The 18,070-nt window shown below is 35.0% G+C and carries 17 protein-coding genes; 5 read left to right on the top strand and 12 right to left on the bottom strand.

Features of this window, described 5'->3' with window-relative positions; genetic code table 11:
* Window positions 1–53: 53 nt before the first annotated feature.
* The 3 genes from RT261_RS15010 to RT261_RS15000 form a co-directional block, all read right to left on the bottom strand.
* Window positions 54–1,130: an ABC transporter ATP-binding protein gene (locus RT261_RS15010; RefSeq protein ID WP_313133674.1), complete on the bottom strand. Its 1,077-nt coding sequence runs from the start codon at window positions 1,128–1,130 to the stop codon at window positions 54–56.
* A 16-nt stretch (window positions 1,131–1,146) separates the two neighbouring features.
* A complete protein-coding gene (locus RT261_RS15005) occupies window positions 1,147–2,862 on the bottom strand; it encodes an ABC transporter permease (protein WP_313133672.1) in 1,716 nt (571 codons plus the stop codon).
* 121 nt (window positions 2,863–2,983) lie between these two features.
* Window positions 2,984–4,003, bottom strand: a complete 1,020-nt coding sequence (locus RT261_RS15000; protein WP_313133670.1) for an ABC transporter substrate-binding protein — start codon at window positions 4,001–4,003, stop codon at window positions 2,984–2,986.
* A gap of 1,180 nt (window positions 4,004–5,183) precedes the next feature.
* On the opposite strand from RT261_RS15000, the gene trpS reads away from it, so the two are divergent.
* Both trpS and RT261_RS14990 read left to right on the top strand, forming a co-directional pair.
* Window positions 5,184–6,191, top strand: a complete 1,008-nt coding sequence (trpS, locus tag RT261_RS14995; protein WP_313133668.1) for a tryptophan--tRNA ligase — start codon at window positions 5,184–5,186, stop codon at window positions 6,189–6,191.
* Between the two features lie 13 nt (window positions 6,192–6,204).
* The gene (locus tag RT261_RS14990; RefSeq protein ID WP_313133666.1) at window positions 6,205–7,167 is read left to right on the top strand and encodes a D-2-hydroxyacid dehydrogenase; all 963 of its coding nucleotides are present in this window, start codon (window positions 6,205–6,207) and stop codon (window positions 7,165–7,167) included.
* 210 nt (window positions 7,168–7,377) lie between these two features.
* On the opposite strand, the gene RT261_RS14985 is transcribed toward RT261_RS14990, so the two are convergent.
* The 7 genes from RT261_RS14985 to aroC all read right to left on the bottom strand — a co-directional run bounded on the left by RT261_RS14985 (window position 7,378) and on the right by aroC (window position 14,104).
* The gene (locus tag RT261_RS14985; protein WP_331665494.1) at window positions 7,378–8,445 is read right to left on the bottom strand and encodes an ABC transporter substrate-binding protein; all 1,068 of its coding nucleotides are present in this window, start codon (window positions 8,443–8,445) and stop codon (window positions 7,378–7,380) included.
* A 154-nt stretch (window positions 8,446–8,599) separates the two neighbouring features.
* Complete coding sequence (locus tag RT261_RS14980; protein ID WP_331665493.1) at window positions 8,600–9,394, bottom strand: ABC transporter permease; 795 nt, start codon at window positions 9,392–9,394, stop codon at window positions 8,600–8,602.
* Window positions 9,388–10,206 (bottom strand): ABC transporter permease, encoded by an 819-nt coding sequence (locus RT261_RS14975; protein ID WP_313133664.1) that lies wholly within the window; start codon window positions 10,204–10,206, stop codon window positions 9,388–9,390. Before RT261_RS14975 ends, RT261_RS14980 begins: the two co-directional genes overlap by 7 nt.
* Entirely contained in the window at window positions 10,196–11,275 is a 1,080-nt protein-coding gene (locus RT261_RS14970) for an ABC transporter ATP-binding protein (protein WP_313133662.1), read from the bottom strand. The genes RT261_RS14975 and RT261_RS14970 overlap by 11 nt, the downstream gene beginning before the upstream one ends.
* A 29-nt stretch (window positions 11,276–11,304) precedes the next feature.
* Complete coding sequence (locus RT261_RS14965; RefSeq protein ID WP_313133660.1) at window positions 11,305–11,844, bottom strand: helix-turn-helix domain-containing protein; 540 nt, start codon at window positions 11,842–11,844, stop codon at window positions 11,305–11,307.
* A 319-nt stretch (window positions 11,845–12,163) separates the two neighbouring features.
* A complete protein-coding gene (locus tag RT261_RS14960) occupies window positions 12,164–12,973 on the bottom strand; it encodes an MBL fold metallo-hydrolase (RefSeq protein WP_313133658.1) in 810 nt (269 codons plus the stop codon).
* A 27-nt stretch (window positions 12,974–13,000) separates the two neighbouring features.
* The gene (gene aroC / locus RT261_RS14955) at window positions 13,001–14,104 is read right to left on the bottom strand and encodes a chorismate synthase (RefSeq protein WP_313133680.1); all 1,104 of its coding nucleotides are present in this window, start codon (window positions 14,102–14,104) and stop codon (window positions 13,001–13,003) included.
* 148 nt (window positions 14,105–14,252) lie between these two features.
* Between aroC and RT261_RS14950 the strand changes: the two genes are divergently transcribed.
* Window positions 14,253–14,474 carry a hypothetical protein gene (locus tag RT261_RS14950; RefSeq protein WP_313133655.1) on the top strand — a complete coding sequence of 74 codons (222 nt, stop codon included), beginning with the start codon at window positions 14,253–14,255 and terminating at the stop codon, window positions 14,472–14,474.
* A gap of 75 nt (window positions 14,475–14,549) precedes the next feature.
* Here RT261_RS14950 and RT261_RS14945 read toward each other — a convergent pair whose 3' ends face one another.
* Window positions 14,550–14,771, bottom strand: coding sequence for a chorion class high-cysteine HCB protein 13 (locus RT261_RS14945; RefSeq protein WP_313133654.1), 222 nt, complete (start codon window positions 14,769–14,771; stop codon window positions 14,550–14,552).
* A 186-nt stretch (window positions 14,772–14,957) separates the two neighbouring features.
* Between RT261_RS14945 and RT261_RS14940 the strand changes: the two genes are divergently transcribed.
* A complete protein-coding gene (locus RT261_RS14940) occupies window positions 14,958–15,503 on the top strand; it encodes a hydrolase (RefSeq protein WP_313133653.1) in 546 nt (181 codons plus the stop codon).
* Between the two features lie 127 nt (window positions 15,504–15,630).
* Here RT261_RS14940 and RT261_RS14935 read toward each other — a convergent pair whose 3' ends face one another.
* Entirely contained in the window at window positions 15,631–16,587 is a 957-nt protein-coding gene (locus RT261_RS14935) for a S8 family peptidase (protein WP_313133678.1), read from the bottom strand.
* 649 nt (window positions 16,588–17,236) lie between these two features.
* Here RT261_RS14935 and licT point away from each other — a divergent pair.
* The gene (licT, locus tag RT261_RS14930) at window positions 17,237–18,067 is read left to right on the top strand and encodes a BglG family transcription antiterminator LicT (protein WP_313133651.1); all 831 of its coding nucleotides are present in this window, start codon (window positions 17,237–17,239) and stop codon (window positions 18,065–18,067) included.
* The last annotated feature ends 3 nt before the right edge of the window (window positions 18,068–18,070 follow it).

The following is an 18,070-nucleotide window of genomic DNA, read 5'->3' as shown; positions in this document are numbered from 1 at the left end:
CTGAATACCCCATATTGGGCAAAGTGTACTATTGTTAGTAGTCTAAATTTTTATTAAGTAACTATTTTTGTAATTTCATCCTTATTGCCGTCATCTACATGAACTAGATAGTCCTTTAATTTCAAATATATTTTTTGACCGACTTTTAAGGAATCATGAAAATGGGAAGGAGCATTTGTGCGAAGGATAACTCCGTTAATATTAATAAAGCAATCATTTTCATTGCCTAAGAAATAGATTTTTTCTAAGGTTCCTTCCAGTGCATCAGCATCCTTCTCTACAAGCTGAATGTTTTCCGGGCGTATTGTAACAATAACGTTGCCGTTAAGTTCGCCCTTATAAGGGATATCTTTGCCGATGCCGGTAAGTGTGACCTTGCCACCAGAGGCAGTACCTTTCATAAAGTTAACCTTTCCTACAAAGTCAGCCACAAACTGGTTGGAAGGTTTGGAATAAATTTCGTATGGTGTTCCTACTTGCTGAACAACGCCACGATTGATGACAAATACACGATCTGACATGGTCATAGCTTCCACCTGGTCGTGGGTAACGAAGACTACGGTAATTCCCAGCTTCTTTTGAATCTCTTTGATTTCATAACGCATACTTTCACGTAGTTTTGCATCTAAGTTTGACAAAGGTTCATCCAGTAATAATAGTTTTGGCTCTGCCACTAAGGCTCGTCCCAATGCAACGCGCTGCTGTTGCCCACCGGATAGTTGGGCGGGGATTCTTTTTGCGTATTGGCTTAGATGAACAACCTCAAGGATATCCATAACTTTTTTATGAATGACATCTTTTGGAATCTTTTTAATTTTTAAAGGGTAGGCTATGTTATCAAAAACATTCATATGGGGCCATACGGCATAGGATTGGAATACCATGCCGATTTCTCTTTTCTCAGGTGGCAGGAAGGTTTTATCAGAACTTACTACAGCACCATCTATTTTAATTTCGCCGGAAGTTGGTTTCTCGAACCCGGCAATCATACGAAGCATGGTTGTTTTACCGCAGCCAGATGGGCCCAGTAAGGTGACGAATTCTCCGTCCTTAAATTCATCAGTGAAATGTTCCAGTACAACAACATCTCCAAAGGCTTTTGTAACATTGGATATAGTAACGACAGACATATGTATTTCCTCCTCTTTATATTGAAAACTTACCGCCGGTTAATTTGTTCAGTAACCAGTTGGCAGCGATGACAACGGCTAATATGGCAGAGGCCAAAGCAGATGCTGTTTGCTGGCTGTGATAAGTTTGGTAGGTATATAATTCAACGCCTAAAGTTTTTGTGTCCGTAGAATATAATAAAGTGGACATGGTGAGTTCATAAAAACAAGGCATAAATATTAAAAACCAACCTGCAACAATGGATGGCAATATGAGAGGAACTATAATATCTTTAAAACGCCTTGCCCAGCCTGAACCGGATATTTGAGCCGCTTCCTCCAGAGAAGGACTTATTTGTGAAAATGCAGAGACTACCGTACGCATTCCCATTAACATGTATTTGATCATATAAGCAATAACCATAATAGATAAGGTATTATAAATATTAATTACGAATCTGCCTTTCATAGTCATAATTAAAGATAAAGCAATAACTACACTAGGGGTGCCGGATCCAACTGTAATTAAGAAGTCTGGAATCCCTTTTCCCTTCACTTTTGTCCGTTTTAATAAATAAGCCATGACACAAGCGACGATCATTCCAAAGGTAGCTGCTAAGATAGCAGATACAATACTATTTTGAGCAGAGCTTAGTATGGGTTTTCTAGTAAATATAGTCTTCCAATATTTTGTTGTGAAATTGCTTAGTGTTAACGATTCTCCCATATTCACGGTAAAGGATGTAGCCAGGACAGTTGCAAATGGAATTACAACAACAATCACAGCAAAAGCTGAAATCAATATGGTAATAGGCAATCTCCATCTGCCTAAATCCACTATATTCGGTCTTGTGGATTTACCGGATACGGTTATATATTGTTTCTTGCCAATGGGCACTGTTGAAACATATAGAATTATCAATGCTAAAACCATTAGAAATACAGCCAAAACAGTAGCATCCGTAAGTCCTTCCGGGGATCCGATATATACATAGTCAATGATTCTTGTTGTTACGGTGTGGATTTGTCCCGGTGCACCAACAATAGATGGAATTCCATAGCAGGAAGCAGCTGCCACAAATACCAATAAACCGGCAGCAACAATACTGGGTAACATCATTGGCAAAGTGATGGTAAATAGAGTTTTTAAAGGAGAAGCGCCGGATATACGGGAGGCTTCTTCTAAGGAAGGATCCATTTTTTCCATGGCTCTGGAAATAGTAATAAAGGCATATGGGTAATAAAAGGTTGTTAAAACCCACACCAATCCGCCAACGGAATAAATATTAAAAGGAGTTTTAGAAAGCCCCAATAGGTTTTGTATAAATACATTTAGTGTACCAACTTTAGGATTTAACAGACGCAGCCATGCCATTGCCCCTACATAAGGAGGTACCATATAAGTCATAACAAATAATGTCCGAAAGAATTTCTTACCGTATAAATTGGTTCTTCCAACCAACCATGCCAGGGGAAATGCTAATAGGACACCAAAAACCATAGCAAGACCGGCACTGATAATGGTATTCTTAAGAGCTGTCCAGTTCAGGGCATAAGAATAAATTCGTTTAAATCCTTCTAATGAAAAACTTCCATTTGGGAAAAAGGAACGAATGATTAAATAAAGTAATGGAAAAACCTGAAAGATAAGAAGAAAAGCTATAATTGCTAATATGACGATCCATTTAAAATCAAAATTGAATTTGCCTTTTGTTCTTACTTTGTAGTTAACAGACCTAGCCGTAATAATCACTCCAATTCTATTTAGTAAGCAGAATAACTTCGTAAATTTATGTAAGTTATCTTGGTAAAGGGCAGGCTTTATATCAAAGCACTGCCCGTTTTTAAGTAATTATGTATAAAATTAATTTATACTATTTTGATTCGGGAATAGTTACGTGTTCTTGGAATAAGGTTCTGATTTCTTCGCGATTCTTATAGCATTTCACCCAATCAATTGGAATAATGTTCTTTAAGATCTCGGAGGTTGCTATTGCATCAAATGGTGGATTTGGATAATCGGAGCGGACAGAGTGCATCCATCCTTTTACAATAGCATTCTGGCCTTCTTCAGATAAGAACCAATCTGTAATCTTCTGTGCAGCTTCAATATTCTGGTTTGCATTCCATTTATCATTAACGGTCATAATGGTGGATGGAACATTAATGGTACCATCCGTTGGATAGATAACTTCCAGTTTGGAGTTTTCTTCTTCTCTCTTTTTTAAAACAGATTCTTCAAGAACCATAATAACCTTACATTCTCCTGTTTCCAGCTTGGTTAAAGCAACGGAACCGGATTCAATTGCAACGTTTTGTTTACCTAATGCCTGAAAATATTCTTCACCATATTTTTCAAGTAAACCGGTAATAGAGGCCATAGCAGTACCTGATGTTAGTGGATTGGACATGGAAATCATGTCTTTCACACTAGTGTCAAATGCAAAATCATAGAAAGAATTAGGAATCTCATCTCTACTATATTTATCTGGATTATAAGCAAGAACCATATTGGAAATACGAACCGGGTACCAATAGCCGTCTTCGTCATAGTCAAAAGCCAGAGATTTTGCATGTTCTGACTTATATGGCTCTAAAACCCCTGCATCTTTTAATTCTAAAGAATATGCTGGCTCAGCAACCATTAGCATATCGCAGCCCAGCTTTCCAGAATCAATTTCTGCAGCAACTTTTGCCTGGAGAGTACCGGTACCACCGTAGAAGAAGTCGATATCAATATCAGGGAACTCTTTTTCCAAAGTTGTCCTAATGTCTTCAATAATATCTTCATACATAGAAGTGTAAATCATTACTTTCTCTTTGTCTTTCTTCCCACAAGCTGTTAAACCCAATACCATAATAGCAGTAATTAATAAAAACAACCCTTTTTTCATAACGAAAAAAACCTCCTGAATTTTTATTCTCTTAAAATAGAAAAGCAAATAGACTTAACTGCCACCTCCCATTAAGAAAATGAAAAAGCCTTACTAAGAGTATTTCGTATTGCATTATTAAAAACCTATGAATTCCTCCATAATATATTTAATCTTAATGCATCTTAATCTCTAGCAAAGCTTTTCAGAATCTTTATTTTTGTCGAAGATTATATAATTTGTATAAATAATATATAAATTAATAATCTATTTTGTATAATTGTACCATCTGTTGGATGGCATGTCAACATTATTAATGTAAGATGTTTCATAAAAAAAATAAAATAGGCACTTATAAATAGAAAAATATACAGTGGTATGTGGGAACGCTTTATGAGATGTAAATAAGAATATAGAAATATCATATTTACAGAGCATATGTGTTACGAAAAAAAGCATATGTGTTACGAAAAAAGCATATGTCTCACAAAAATAGAGTATATGTTTAATGAAACATAGAGTATATTTCTTGTGTAAAAATAGGGTATATTTCTTATGTAAAAATGGAGTACATGTCTTATATAAAAATAGAGTATATGTCTTATGCAAAAATAGAGTATATGTCTTATGCAAAAATAGAGTATATGTCTTATATAAAAATAGAGTATATTTCTATGCAAAAATAGAGTACATGTCTTACGTAAAAATAGAGCAAGTACCTTTATATAAAAATGGATTGACTTTTCTTAGAAACATGGATATACTAAATTTATAAAATAAATAAGAAATCCAATGATTAAGAATAGTAAGTATAGAAATTTATTTACAGAGAGCTGCGAGGGTGGAAGGCAGTAACAAATTCTATATGGAATGGACTTATAGGATCGGGAGGAACGGTTTAGCCTAGTAATGCCCGACGGGAATTCAACCCGATATCAATGGACTTACATGAGTTATAAGTTACAGGTTTGTAGCAAATGAGGAATATTTATATACCGTTTAATGGTTACTGTAACCATGTATGATAAGAGAGGGCAGGCACAGATGTGCCAAAATGCCAAGCCGGGTGGTACCGCAGAAGTTTATAATGACTTTTGTCCCAGTAGATAATACTAGGATAAAAGTCTTTTTTTATTTATCCTGAATCAATCAGAATTTATCAAAATTAAAATCAACTTAATCTTTAAAGGAGTGTATGAATATGTTAGATGGAAAAAAGGTACTTTTTAGTGGAATGCAAGCAACAGGTAATTTGACTTTAGGAAATTATTTAGGTGCATTAAAGAATTGGATATCCTTAGAGAATGAGGAATATCAATGCTTTTTCAGCGTTGTGGATTTACATTCTATTACCATTAGACAAGATCCTGCAGAATTAAGAAGAAGAGCAAGAGCTTTATTGACTCTTTATATTGCAGCTGGTTTAGACCCTGAGAAAAACTGCATCTATTATCAATCCCATGTCTCCGGTCACGCAGAACTTAGCTGGATACTAAGCTGTTTTACCTATATGGGTGAACTAAGTCGAATGACACAGTTTAAAGACAAAGCATCAAAACATGCAGATAATATTAATGCTGGCTTATTTACCTATCCTGTATTAATGGCAGCAGATATTTTGCTATTCCAGACAGATATGGTTCCAGTGGGTGTGGACCAAAAACAACACCTTGAAATTACAAGGGATATTGCTGAGAGATTTAATGGTATCTATGGTGACGTATTTGCCATTCCGGAGCCCTACATTGGAAAAGTAGGTGCTAAGATTATGAGTTTACAAGATCCTGATAAGAAAATGTCTAAATCCGATGAGAACCCAAATGCAAGCATCTATCTAATGGATGATCCGGATTCCATTATCAGAAAGTTTAAAAGGGCAGTAACGGACTCCGATAATCAAATTATTTATTCCGATGATAAACCGGGAATTAAAAATTTAATTGATATCTATAGTTCAGCAACGGGCAAAACAGTGGATGAAGTAGTAAAAGAATTCGACGGTAAGGGATATGGAGATTTTAAATTAGCAGTTGGAGAATCTGTAGTATCTGTCCTTAAGCCAATTCAGGATAGAGTGGCAGAATTGTCAAAAGACAAAGCTTATATTGACGGAATTATTAAAGCTAATGGAGAGAAAGCAAACTATTATGCTACCAAGACACTTCGTAAGGTACAAAAGAAAGTGGGCTTTCCAGAAAGAATCCGTTAATAGGAGGAAATGTATGAAACTAGTATTTATGGAAACAGACACATTGGGAAGTGACGTGGACTTATCCATATTTGATGAATATGGTGAAGTAATAAAATATAACAAATCCAATCCAGCAGAAAATGCAGACCGAATCAAGGAGGCAGATATTGTTATAGCCAATAAGATTGCTATTAATGAAACTTTATTAAGTAAGGCAAAGAATGTAAAACTAGTCTGTCTTACAGCAACCGGCACCAACAATGTAGACTTTCATTATACCAACGCCCATAAAATAACCGTTACCAATGTGAAAAGCTATTCAACCCAATCCGTAATTCAGCATACCTTTGCATTGTTCTTTTATCTATATGAAAAGCTGAATTCTTATGATCAATTTGTAAAAAGCGGTGAATATGCCAGAAGAGATATCTTCAGCTGTTTTGATTACAAATTCAATGAGCTGTACGGAAAGACATGGGGAATTATTGGTTTAGGTGAAATCGGGAGAGGAGTAGCAAACATTGCAAAAGCATTTGGCTGCAACATAATCTACTACTCCACCTCAGGTAAGAATACTAATCCTGATTATACCAGAGCAGACTTTGATACCTTGTTATCTACTGCTGATATTATATCCATTCACGCACCTTTAAACAGTGCTACACAAAATCTTATGAATGAAGAAGCTTTTAAGAAAATGAAGAATTCGGCTATTCTATTAAATTTGGGAAGAGGTCCTATCGTGAATGAGGAAGATTTAGCAAATGCAATTGAGAAGGGAGAAATAGCAGGTGCAGGACTAGACGTAATCAGTGTAGAACCAATGCTGCCCGATAATCCCTTATTAAGAATAAAAGACAGTAATAAACTTATTATCACACCCCACATAGCCTGGGCGACGGTAGAAGCCAGAACCAGATGTGTCAGGGAAGTATATGAGAATATAAAGTCCTTCTTACAAGGTAATGAGAGAAATGTAGTAAAATATAATTAAATATTGCCCATACAATATGCAGTAAATAAAAAAGGGGCGGTTGCAAAATAGAACAGGGTACTGGATAGGATTAAGCTAATATCACAATCTATGTCCGGTAGGAACTCTCATTTTGCAACCGCCCCTTTTTGCCCCGTAGTTTACTAATTGAGGTCACTATAGGGCAAACTTCTTTAATCTAAAAATATCTATATTTCATCAATGACAAATTTAATTGGATTTTACTTCATTCCATTTATTAAGATATAATGTTTCTGTTTCTTCTCCAAGATATTGGAAAGTCTTACATCCTTCTAATACAGAAGGCTCAGGGAAAGCGATGGTACTGTTTTTAATGTCTTGGTCTTCAATCATTTCCCTTGCAGCAGCATTAGGAGTGGAGTAAGTAATGTACTCGAAATTCTTTAATGCAATATCAGGTCTGCACATAAAATCAATCCATTTTTCTGCATATTCTTTGTTTGGTGCATTCTTTGGAATAACCCATCCGTCAATCCATACATTAGAACCTTCTTTAGGAACCACATATTCCAGATCAGGATTTTCTCTCTGGGTATAGATTGCTTCACCGGAGTAGATAACACCGATTGGATTTTCCCCACCGATCATTTTATCACGTACCTGGTCAACTACATAAGCATCCACCATTGGAAATTGTTCTTTTAATAAATTCTTAGCTTCTTCTATCTCAGCTTCATTCGTTGAGTTTAAGGAATATCCTAAATAAACAAGGGCAATACCAAGTGCATCTCTTACGCTGTCAATCATAAGAACTTCACCGTCATAACCATTGGCTTTCATAAAATCTTTGTCAAATAAAGCTGCCCAGCTGTCTATATCAGCTTTAATCATAGATTTGTTGTATAGGATACCAACAGTTCCCCAGCAATAAGGCACGCTGTATTTATTACCCGGATCAAATTCTTCGGCACTTTTTAAATACGTCGGATCAATGTTGGATATATTTGGTACATTGTCATAATTGATTTCTTGTAATAAGCCTTCTTTAATCATTTTCTGAATCATGTAATCAGAAGGGCATACAACATCATATTTTGCAGAGCCAGTTTGGATTACAGGATACATATCCTCGTTTTGTACGAAGTCATCGTACTTAACTTTAATTCCGGTTTCTTCTTCAAACATGTCAATTACTTCCGGGTCGATATATTCTCCCCAATTATATACGTATAAGGTTGGCGAGTCGCTCTTTTTACAGCCGGTTAAACCAAAAACTCCAGCAAGAGCCAATAATAAAACTATTACAATTTTTTTCATAGTTACACCCATTGCATATCACATCTGCAAGTAAATGTGATACCACCACTAATAAATAGGTTGAAAGAATGATCTTGTGGTAACCTTTCATTAAATATTTTCTTTCAACATTTCCAGCCTTTGAATCTATTAATATATAATTTATAAACAGCTTCTAGTGGCTATGTTTTTTCTCATGATGTTTTAATCTGTCATTTCTTCGATTTATAATGATTAGCAAAACTAATACAGAAGTAAATAGAAGAGTGGACAGTGCATACATTTCCGGTTTAATACCCTTACGCACCTCTGCATAAATCTTAGTAGATAAAGTATCAATAGAATTACCCCTTGTAAAATGGGTAATTACAAAATCATCTAAAGACATAGTAAAGGATAATAAAAATCCGGATAATACGCCTGGAAATATTTCAGGCAATATAACTTTATAAAAAGCATAATTTGGACTTGCACCTAAATCCAGAGCGGCTTCGTAAGTGCTTTTATTTAACTGCTTTAGCTTTGGCATTACACTTAATATAACATAGGGTATATTAAAAGTAATATGGGACATTAAAACACTGGAAAACCCTAATCTGTAATGGAAGGCAAGGAATAAAACCATTAAAGAGATACCGGTAACAATATCTGCGTTCAACATAGGAATATTCGTGATTCCCATTAATATTGTTCTTGGTATTTTCTTCATATTATTCATTGCAATGGAAGCAGCAGTGCCGATAATAGTAGCTATAAGTGCTGATAAAAATGCAATGATTAACGTGGTATAAAGGGCATTCATGATGTTATCATTCCGGAACAACTCAATATACCATTTAAAGGTGAAGCCTCCCCACTTTGACCTGGATTTTGATTTATTAAAGGATAGCACAATTAATATAAATATGGGGGCATAAAGGAAGAGTAAAATCAGTGCTATATATAATTTTTGCCCCAATTTTTTTACCATACGCTAGTGCCCTCCGCTTCTTTATCATATTTGGCAAGTATAGCCATACTAATCAGAATGAATACCATTAATACCAGTGAAAGACCGGAGCCGGTATGCCAGTTGTTAATCATTTTAAATTGCTGTTCAATAACATTACCAATCAATACAATCTTACTTCCGCCTAAAATCGTTGAAATAACAAAGGTTGTCAGTGAAGGAACAAATACCATAGTAATTCCGCTGATAATGCCAGGAAAGCTAAGTGGTAATATTATTTTTAAAAAGGTTTGAAAACTATTTGCTCCTAAATCTCTGGCAGCATTAATAGTGTCATCACTTATTTTTATAAGCACGTTATAAATGGGTAATATCATAAACGGCAGGAAATTATATACCATGCCGAATACAATAGCAGCAGGTGTATTAATTAATTCCAAAGTCGGTAAATGAAGAAACCTTAGAATAGTATTTAAAACACCAGTTTTTTCCAATATATTCTGCCATGCAATGGTTCTTAGTAAAAAATTCATCCACATGGGAAGTATGAAGATTAATATAATAAAGCTATTATTCTTTAACTTCATATTGTTAAGAATCAGAGCCAGGGGGTAGGCAAGGATCAAACAAACCAGAGTGCTGACAACGGATAATTTTATGGACAACCAAAGTGCATTACGATTGATAGGATCTGTAATAAAAGCTAAATTATCAAGAGTAAAGGAACCACTCTTTGTAGTCACTCCATAATAAATAATCATTAATAAAGGAATGATTATAAATAGAGTCATCCATAAAATATAAGGATATGAAAGCCATTTTCTATTCTTCATCCATAATCACCGCCTCTTCATCTTCAGATTCCGGTTTATTCATAATCTGAATATCAAAAGGATTGACGGATATTCCCACTTCACTTCCTACCGGGAATAAGTCAGTACTGTGAACCAGCCATTCATGATCATTGGCCCATACATCCATTTCATAATGAACTCCTTTAAAGATCAGGGAAGTAACACGGCCTTTTATAATGCCTTCCTCCGGTTTTACCAAATCTATATCTTCCGGACGGATTACCACGTCTACTGGAGTATTCTTTCCAAAACCTTCATCCACACAAGGAAAATTGGCTCCCAGAATGTTTACTAATCTATCTTGTATCATTGTAGCAGGAATAATATTGCTTTCTCCGATAAAGTCGGCAACAAAGGCATTCTGAGGCTCGTTATATATAACTTCAGGAGTTCCTACCTGTTGGATATATCCCTGGTTCATAACTACAATGGTATCTGACATAGTCAAGGCTTCTTCCTGATCATGGGTTACATAAATAAAAGTAATTCCCAGCTCATTCTTAAGACGAATTAATTCGTATTGCATATCCTGTCTTAATTTCAAATCCAACGCCCCTAAAGGTTCATCTAAAAGAAGTACTTTTGGTTCATTTACAATGGCTCTGGCAATGGCAATACGCTGTTGCTGACCACCGCTTAGAGAATCCGGGGTACGATTTTCAAAACCGTTCAGATTTACTAATTTCAGGGCATATTTAATTTTATCATCTATATATGCTTTGCTTTTTTTCTTTGTTTTTAAACCAAATGCGATATTTTCAGCAATGGTCATATGACTAAAGAGAGCATACTTTTGAAATACCGTATTTAATTGTCTTTCATTAGGAGGAAGTTTTGTAATATCTTTGCCGTCAAAGATTACTTTTCCGGAGTCTGGATTCTCAAAACCACCGATAATTCTCAATGTAGTAGTTTTGCCGCAGCCACTGGGACCAAGGAGAGTTAGAAATTCATTTTCCCTAACGTATAGATTTAGTCCGTCCAGAACTGTGTTATCATCATAAACTTTTGTAATATCTATTAAATCAATAAGCTTATTGCCAGCCATATAATGCCTCCTTTGTAATTGTAATATTTTTAAAAACTCGGCGGAGTAGATACCCATAAAAGGGAAGCACCGCTTTTATCGGATGCAGTTATGTAGTGCTTCATACTTGCAGTAAAATAAAAAGATTCACCTTTTTTTGCTTTAAAGGTTTTGTTTCCAATATGAAGAGTAATACTTCCGCTTAATACAAACCCAAACTCTTCACCTTCATGAGGATTATCCGGATAAGTGGAACCACCCGGTTCTAAAGTTAAAAGAATTGGCTCCATCATATTCTTTTGTGCATTCGGGATAATCCATTTTATTTCATTCTTTAATTCGCTGTCATATTTTTCAAAGTAATCCGTCTTTTTAAATACCACCTGTTCTGGGGAAGAACCAGTAAAAAATTCTTCCAAATTGGTACCAAGACATTGTAGTATATCAACCAAGGTAGCAATGGAAGGAGAGGTTAGATCCCTTTCCAACTGGGATATAAATCCTTTGGAAAGCTCTGCTCGATCCGCTAATTCTTCTTGGGTTAAACTTTTTTGAATACGTAATTCTTTGATTTTTTCACCAATCTTCACAAAGTGCCTCCTTGAGAAATTGTCAAAGCGGATATTCCACTTGCCTATAGGCAAGCTATTCGCTTACACTGCTTGTTCATAACCTTATTTCCAATATATGGGATTTCAGCAAGAGTAAACTCCTGCTGAAACAGACAAGTCTACTTTCTTGATAAGGTTAAAATATTAAACTTAAAGTTTAGTGTTGCTAAACTGAAACAATACTAATTATACACATATTTTTCAGGCTGTCAATGTAAAAATAAAATAATTTTAGAGTATAAAAAAAACACCTTGTCCTATTGTTTCCAGGAAAAAGTGTTTTTACATATAATGTTTTTTATTGGTTTATTAAGTTTATTATTTCGCCATCATCTGGGATAAATAAATTGCCGTGATAATATTGCTTTCCTTCTTCTGTATATAGAGTTTTTCTTTGCAATATATTTTTATCTTCTGTATGCCAAAGCAAAAGGTTGGGTAATTTTAATTCTTCTGCTAACTGACAGGCATCTTTAACGGTACTGTGAAATTTCTCATAAGGTTTAAAAATTTCACGCTGCGAATAAAGGCAGAAGGCTTCATGTAATAACCAGGTGCATCCTTCCACATGCTCTCTGATGGCATCACGATAGGGCTCATCTCCGGTAAATACTATTCTTTCGCCATTAGGTTGAAGCAAGGTAAATCCATATTGTTTTGCTTTTGTAGATTTAATATCAAAAAAAGTTACTTCATTACCAAGGATTTCTTTTGTATCTCCATCCTGTAAAGGAACCAGAAACATTCGTTCATCCAATTTGCAAAACTTTTTTTGTACAATTAATTCTGTGATGATCTTTATTGTATCTACTAGATCTGAATGGCAGTATATATAGAGATTTCCTTCATACTTATTTTGATTCATCAAAGAACCTATAAAACGAATCACCCAGGGAATCCCAAGAATGTGATCTGTGTGTTCGTGAGTTATGAATATATGGTGAATTTGATGCAGAGATATATTCTGTCTGTTTAACTGACGTAAGATACCATTTCCGCCCCCAGTATCCACTAAGAAATACTCGTTTCCTTCTTTTAATGCAAAACAGGTATTATAACAATCTAATGCCTGTGCATTTCCAGTTCCTAAAACCATTAATTGTTCCATAATATATTCTCCAATGTATAAATTTTATTATTTTTTATATATTTTTTGAATATAATCCATTCTGGCTGTCATATTCATAAAGAGCATATCAACTAAAGTAATAGCTGTCATGGCTTCCACTACAACAACAGCACGAGGGACAATAATCGGATCGTGACGTCCGTGTATACTTACTTCTATATTCTCACCGGCTTTGTTGATTGTTTTTTGGGATTTCGCTATAGAAGAAGTGGGTTTTACAGCTGCCCGGAATATGATCTCTGAACCATCACTGATTCCACCGAGAATTCCGCCGGCATGATTGGATAGCTTGGTTACCTTGCCTTCCTGGTTTATTTGAAAATTATCATTATTATAAGAACCGGAGGAGGAAGCTGAATTAAATCCGGATCCGAATTCGATTCCCTTGATTGCTCCTATGGATAGTATGGCTTTTCCTAAGTTCCCATCTAACTTTTCAAAAACAGGTTCACCAATCCCCACAGGCATTCCGGTAACAATACATTCTATAACGCCTCCTGTGGAATCTAATTCCTTCATCCGTTTCTCAAGAAGTTGGGTCGCTAATTCAGATGCAGTCAAATCCGGCATTGCAACAGGACTTGTTAATATGTTTTCTTTACTGCAATTTTTATAATCAATGGTTATGTCACCAATTGATTTCGTATAGGCACATACATCTATACCTAATTGATCAAGAATGGCTTTTGCTATAGCACCTGCCGCAACACGAGCTATGGTTTCACGACCAGAGGAACGGCCGCCTCCGCGGTAATCACGAAATCCGTATTTTTCATCAAAGGTATAATCAGCGTGCCCCGGACGATAATAATTTGCAATGTCAGTATAATCAACAGAACGTTGATTGGTATTCATAACTGTCATTGAGATTGGTGTACCAGTTGTTTTTCCTTCAAAAATACCGGATAATATTTCAACGGAATCTTTTTCCTGCCTCTCGGTAGTATATTTGTTCTGCCCTGGACGTCTGCGGTTTAAGTAGGCTTGAATCATTTCTTCATTTAATTGTAATCCGGCAGGGCATCCATCAACCACAACGCCGATTCCCTTTCCGTGAGACTCACCCCAGGTAGATATTCTAAATAAATTTCCATATATTGAACCAGATATAACAATCACCTCTTTCATGTAGTGTTTTAAGTATATAAGAAAATTAAAATGTATTCAACCTGTTTTACGGTCAATGGATAAAAAAAATCATATACTGTAATGATTAATAATTTAATCAAAGTAAATTCCATACAAGGAGGCATTAATTTTGGACTATAATAATTTTAGAAAAGTTAAAATAACCAGGCAAGTGGAACAAAAAAGTGTGGAGAATGACCCATTCTCGTCGAGATTATATAAAAGTGAAAAAGATAATGATCTGGAGTCGTTAATTATAGATGATAACACCATATATGAAATAGATTTAGACTGCTTTGAAAGAGCAAAGAGAAACCGTATAAATCATAGAACGGACAGAACAAGGAGATAATAGAAAAAAGCCGCTAACTTAGCGGCTTTTTTCTTAAACTCAATACTAAATGTTGACTTAGATTAGATAATTGGATTAGCAACAACCACCGAAACCATTACCGCCACATAAGCATAAAATCAGAATGATCCAGATGATAGAACCGCATCCGCTCTCTCCGCAATCACGGCCGAATCCACTTCCAAAGAAACCGTTATTTCCATTACAGCAGCAGAGAAGTAATATAATTAGTATCCAAGAACCTGAAAATCCATTATCACATCTTTCGCCGCAATGTGTAGCTGCTAAATCACTCATGTATGAGCCTCCTAAATGTTTTTACATTGTATAATATGTCACAAAGCTTGACTGCTTTCCTATTAATCTATAAAAATATTAGTTTTTAGTTTACATAAATCGACACAGTGGTCCCATTGCAATGTAAAACAATGGATGATATAATACTATAAATTACATTATGCACAGATAAGAGGAGATAGCCATATGCGTATTGATAAAAAAGACAGCCTTGCATTAGTTATTGATTTTCAGGAAAAATTAATTCCGGCAATAGACAAGAATGAAATATTACTTCAAAATACAGAAATACTAATGAAGGGTTTAGATATATTAGAGGTTCCTTTGATAATAACACAACAGTATACAAAAGGCTTGGGCATGACAGTAGAATCACTTCAAAATGTATTTGGTAATTCTTTTCAATATTTTGATAAAACTACTTTTAGCTGCTATGATGATGAAATTATTTTAGAAAACATAAAAAACTACGGGAAAAAGAATATTATTATATGTGGAATTGAAGCACATATATGCGTGCAGCAAACAGTTATTGACTGTATGGCAGCGGGTTATCAGGTTATTGTAGTTGAAGATTGTATAAGTTCCAGAAAAGAGAATGATAAAAAGCTTGCAATGCATAGAATGACACAGGAAGGTGCAATCGCTGCAACTTATGAATCCATTTTATTTGAATTAACAAGAGACTCCCGCAGTGAAAAGTTTAAAGAAATTTCAAAGCTTATAAAGTAAAAGAATCTTTAAAAGTTTTATACTGGTAATTTAGAAATTTAAAAATGTCATTCTGAGTTAGGGAAGAAGAGTCTTATATTAAAATAAGATTTTTCATCCTTTTGAAGTCAGAATGACATTTTTTTGATTAAGAAAGTAATCTTGGTATATTTAATAAGCCCCATCCTTGTTTTGACCATGGATGACCTAAATCGATAGCACTTTCCCGCAGTTTTAATTTTACATCTTTATTTGTCATCTCCGGGTATTTGGACAATAAAAGAGCAATGGAACCGGAAACGATAGGAGTAGCCATGGAAGTACCGCTTTTAACCGCATACATAATATTATAATTATCGCTTCTGGGGTTGTTTTTTAGATTATATCGATAACGTTGATAGTTTTTCATAGTACCGCAGGATATTATATTTGAACCCGGTGCTATTATATCCGGCTTCTTTATACAGGCAGCAGTAGGGCCCCTTCCGGAATAGTCCATGGTTTTGCTTCCGAATAATTCAACGGATATTCTGTCATCAGAGGATCCCACGGTAATTACTTTTCTGCTAATACCCGGAGTAGATATGGACATGGGGCCGGGACCGTTGTTCCCTGCCGCCACAACCACAACGATACCCGCATCCCAAACAGCATTAACACCTTTTACCAATAAGGAATTCTCATCAATATTATCTTTTGTTGTAGTACCTACTGATATATTTACGATTCGTATATTGTATTTTTCTTTGTTGTCAATCAGCCATTGAAGTCCTGCCAGAACATCTGAAATATTGCCATCTCCCTTTTGATCTAATACCTTTATTCCTATCAGATCGCATTTTGGAGCTACACCGGTATATTTTCCGCTGGAAAGAAATCCATTACCGCCGATTATTCCAGCTACGTGGCTTCCGTGGCCGTTGTCGTCATAAGGTTCCGTTCGACCGTGTATTAAATCATAAAAACCCTTTACACGGTTGGTGCCTTCCGTAAAATCCTTATGGAGGCATAATCCGGTATCAACTACGGCAACCCCAATGCCTTCGCCCATGATATTTCTTTCATGTGCCCATTTTAATTCAATGATCTCTGATGCGCGGTTCATTTGCGCAGTAATATGAGTATCCAGTTCGAAACTTAATAATTCGTGTTCTGACTGTAAATATTCCAGCCGTTCTTCGTTTACTTCTATAACATAAGAATCAATCATGGGTAACTTATATTTAATTTTACCCATACTTTTTACTTGCTCATAATTATTCTCATATTCACTGCATTGAACAATGATTTGAACTTTTTCTTTCTTTTTCATAAGAGCCTAGTTTCATTCTTTATTCCATAATAATTTATGAGAACATTCCTTGTCTTTATGCAATATATTTGTAAGGTTATTACTTTCTTATTTATGAAAAGCAGCATAAAACCAGGTTGCTGACAATTTATAGATAAGTGGGGATTATAATAGGTAATTATGTAGTATAATATCTTTTATAAGCTCAACATGGGAGAAGGATATAAAAACGGAAGTTCCATCTATATACAATACAAATTGAATAAAGCAATTGACTGGGACAGAAACTTATGATAGTATAAATGTACAGAAAAGAATCATTACTTTTTTATTTTGTATTATTTGAATAGGAAACGGATTGTTACTACCATTGTAGGCAAAACCAGCTTTGTAAAGGATAGAGAGTTCTATCTGTATGAAGCATGGTTTTATTTTTTATATTTGGGAAAAAATGAGGGCAAACATGTTAATTCAGAAGGTAATTAATAATAATATTGTAAGTTCCTATGATGAAAAGGGCAGAGAAGTTATTGTAATGGGAAGAGGTATCGGGTTTATGGGAAAACCGGAACAGGAGATAGACCATGAAAAGATAGAAAAAATATTTATCATGGATAACCAGTCAGAAGCCGATCAACTTAAAAAACTTTTTGCAGATATGCCTTTAGAACATATACAAGCTTCCAATGAGATTATTCAATATGCTGATAAGATTCTGAATAAGGAATTAAACAAAACCATTATACTCACTTTAACTGACCATATTAGCTTTGCCATTGAAAGATTTCGTCAAGGCCAAATATTTTATAATGCTCTATTATGGGAAATTAAAAGGTTTTACCAAAAGGAATTCGCAGTAGGAGTAAGAGCACTTGAGATTATATATGAAAAAATGGGAGTCAAACTACCCGAGGAGGAAGCTGCTTCTATAGCAATGCATGTTTTGAATGCGGAATTAAATACGGATATGAGTTATGCAATGGATATGACAAAAATGATACAAGGAATCCTTAGTATTGTGAAATACTCTTATAAAATGAATATTAATGAAGATTCTTTGTATTATGAAAGATTTGTTACCCATTTAAAATTCTTTGCTCAGAGAAATTTATTGGGAATAAAGGAATCGGATAAAGATGAAGAATTATATGAGTTGGTAAAAAAACAATATGTGACTGCTCATAAATGTGCCGAAAAGATTAAGTCCTTTATGGAAAAGGAATACAATATAATGGTTCCAGAGGATGAGATGATGTATCTGACCATTCACATAAAAAGAATAACAACACCTTAGTAT

It is taken from the genome of Anaerocolumna sp., from assembly GCF_032079385.1.
GTDB lineage: Bacteria > Bacillota > Clostridia > Lachnospirales > Lachnospiraceae > Anaerocolumna.
This window is presented reverse-complemented; position numbering and strand designations above follow the sequence as displayed.

Excerpts from the sequence above, each read along its gene's own strand:
- RT261_RS14940 (WP_313133653.1), top strand. The coding sequence starts at position 14,958 with ATGCGTATTGATAAAAAAGACAGCCTTGCATTAGTTATTGATTTTCAG.
- RT261_RS14960 (WP_313133658.1), bottom strand. The coding sequence starts at position 12,973 with ATGGAACAATTAATGGTTTTAGGAACTGGAAATGCACAGGCATTAGAT.
- RT261_RS15000 (WP_313133670.1), bottom strand. The coding sequence starts at position 4,003 with ATGAAAAAAGGGTTGTTTTTATTAATTACTGCTATTATGGTATTGGGT.
- RT261_RS15010 (WP_313133674.1), bottom strand. The coding sequence starts at position 1,130 with ATGTCTGTCGTTACTATATCCAATGTTACAAAAGCCTTTGGAGATGTT.
- RT261_RS14990 (WP_313133666.1), top strand. The coding sequence starts at position 6,205 with ATGAAACTAGTATTTATGGAAACAGACACATTGGGAAGTGACGTGGAC.
- RT261_RS14935 (WP_313133678.1), bottom strand. The coding sequence starts at position 16,587 with ATGAACCGCGCATCAGAGATCATTGAATTAAAATGGGCACATGAAAGA.
- licT (WP_313133651.1), top strand. The coding sequence starts at position 17,237 with ATGTTAATTCAGAAGGTAATTAATAATAATATTGTAAGTTCCTATGAT.
- trpS (WP_313133668.1), top strand. The coding sequence starts at position 5,184 with ATGTTAGATGGAAAAAAGGTACTTTTTAGTGGAATGCAAGCAACAGGT.
- RT261_RS14985 (WP_331665494.1), bottom strand. The coding sequence starts at position 8,445 with ATGAAAAAAATTGTAATAGTTTTATTATTGGCTCTTGCTGGAGTTTTT.
- RT261_RS14975 (WP_313133664.1), bottom strand. The coding sequence starts at position 10,206 with ATGAAGAATAGAAAATGGCTTTCATATCCTTATATTTTATGGATGACT.
- RT261_RS14980 (WP_331665493.1), bottom strand. The coding sequence starts at position 9,394 with ATGGTAAAAAAATTGGGGCAAAAATTATATATAGCACTGATTTTACTC.
- RT261_RS14970 (WP_313133662.1), bottom strand. The coding sequence starts at position 11,275 with ATGGCTGGCAATAAGCTTATTGATTTAATAGATATTACAAAAGTTTAT.
- RT261_RS14945 (WP_313133654.1), bottom strand. The coding sequence starts at position 14,771 with ATGAGTGATTTAGCAGCTACACATTGCGGCGAAAGATGTGATAATGGA.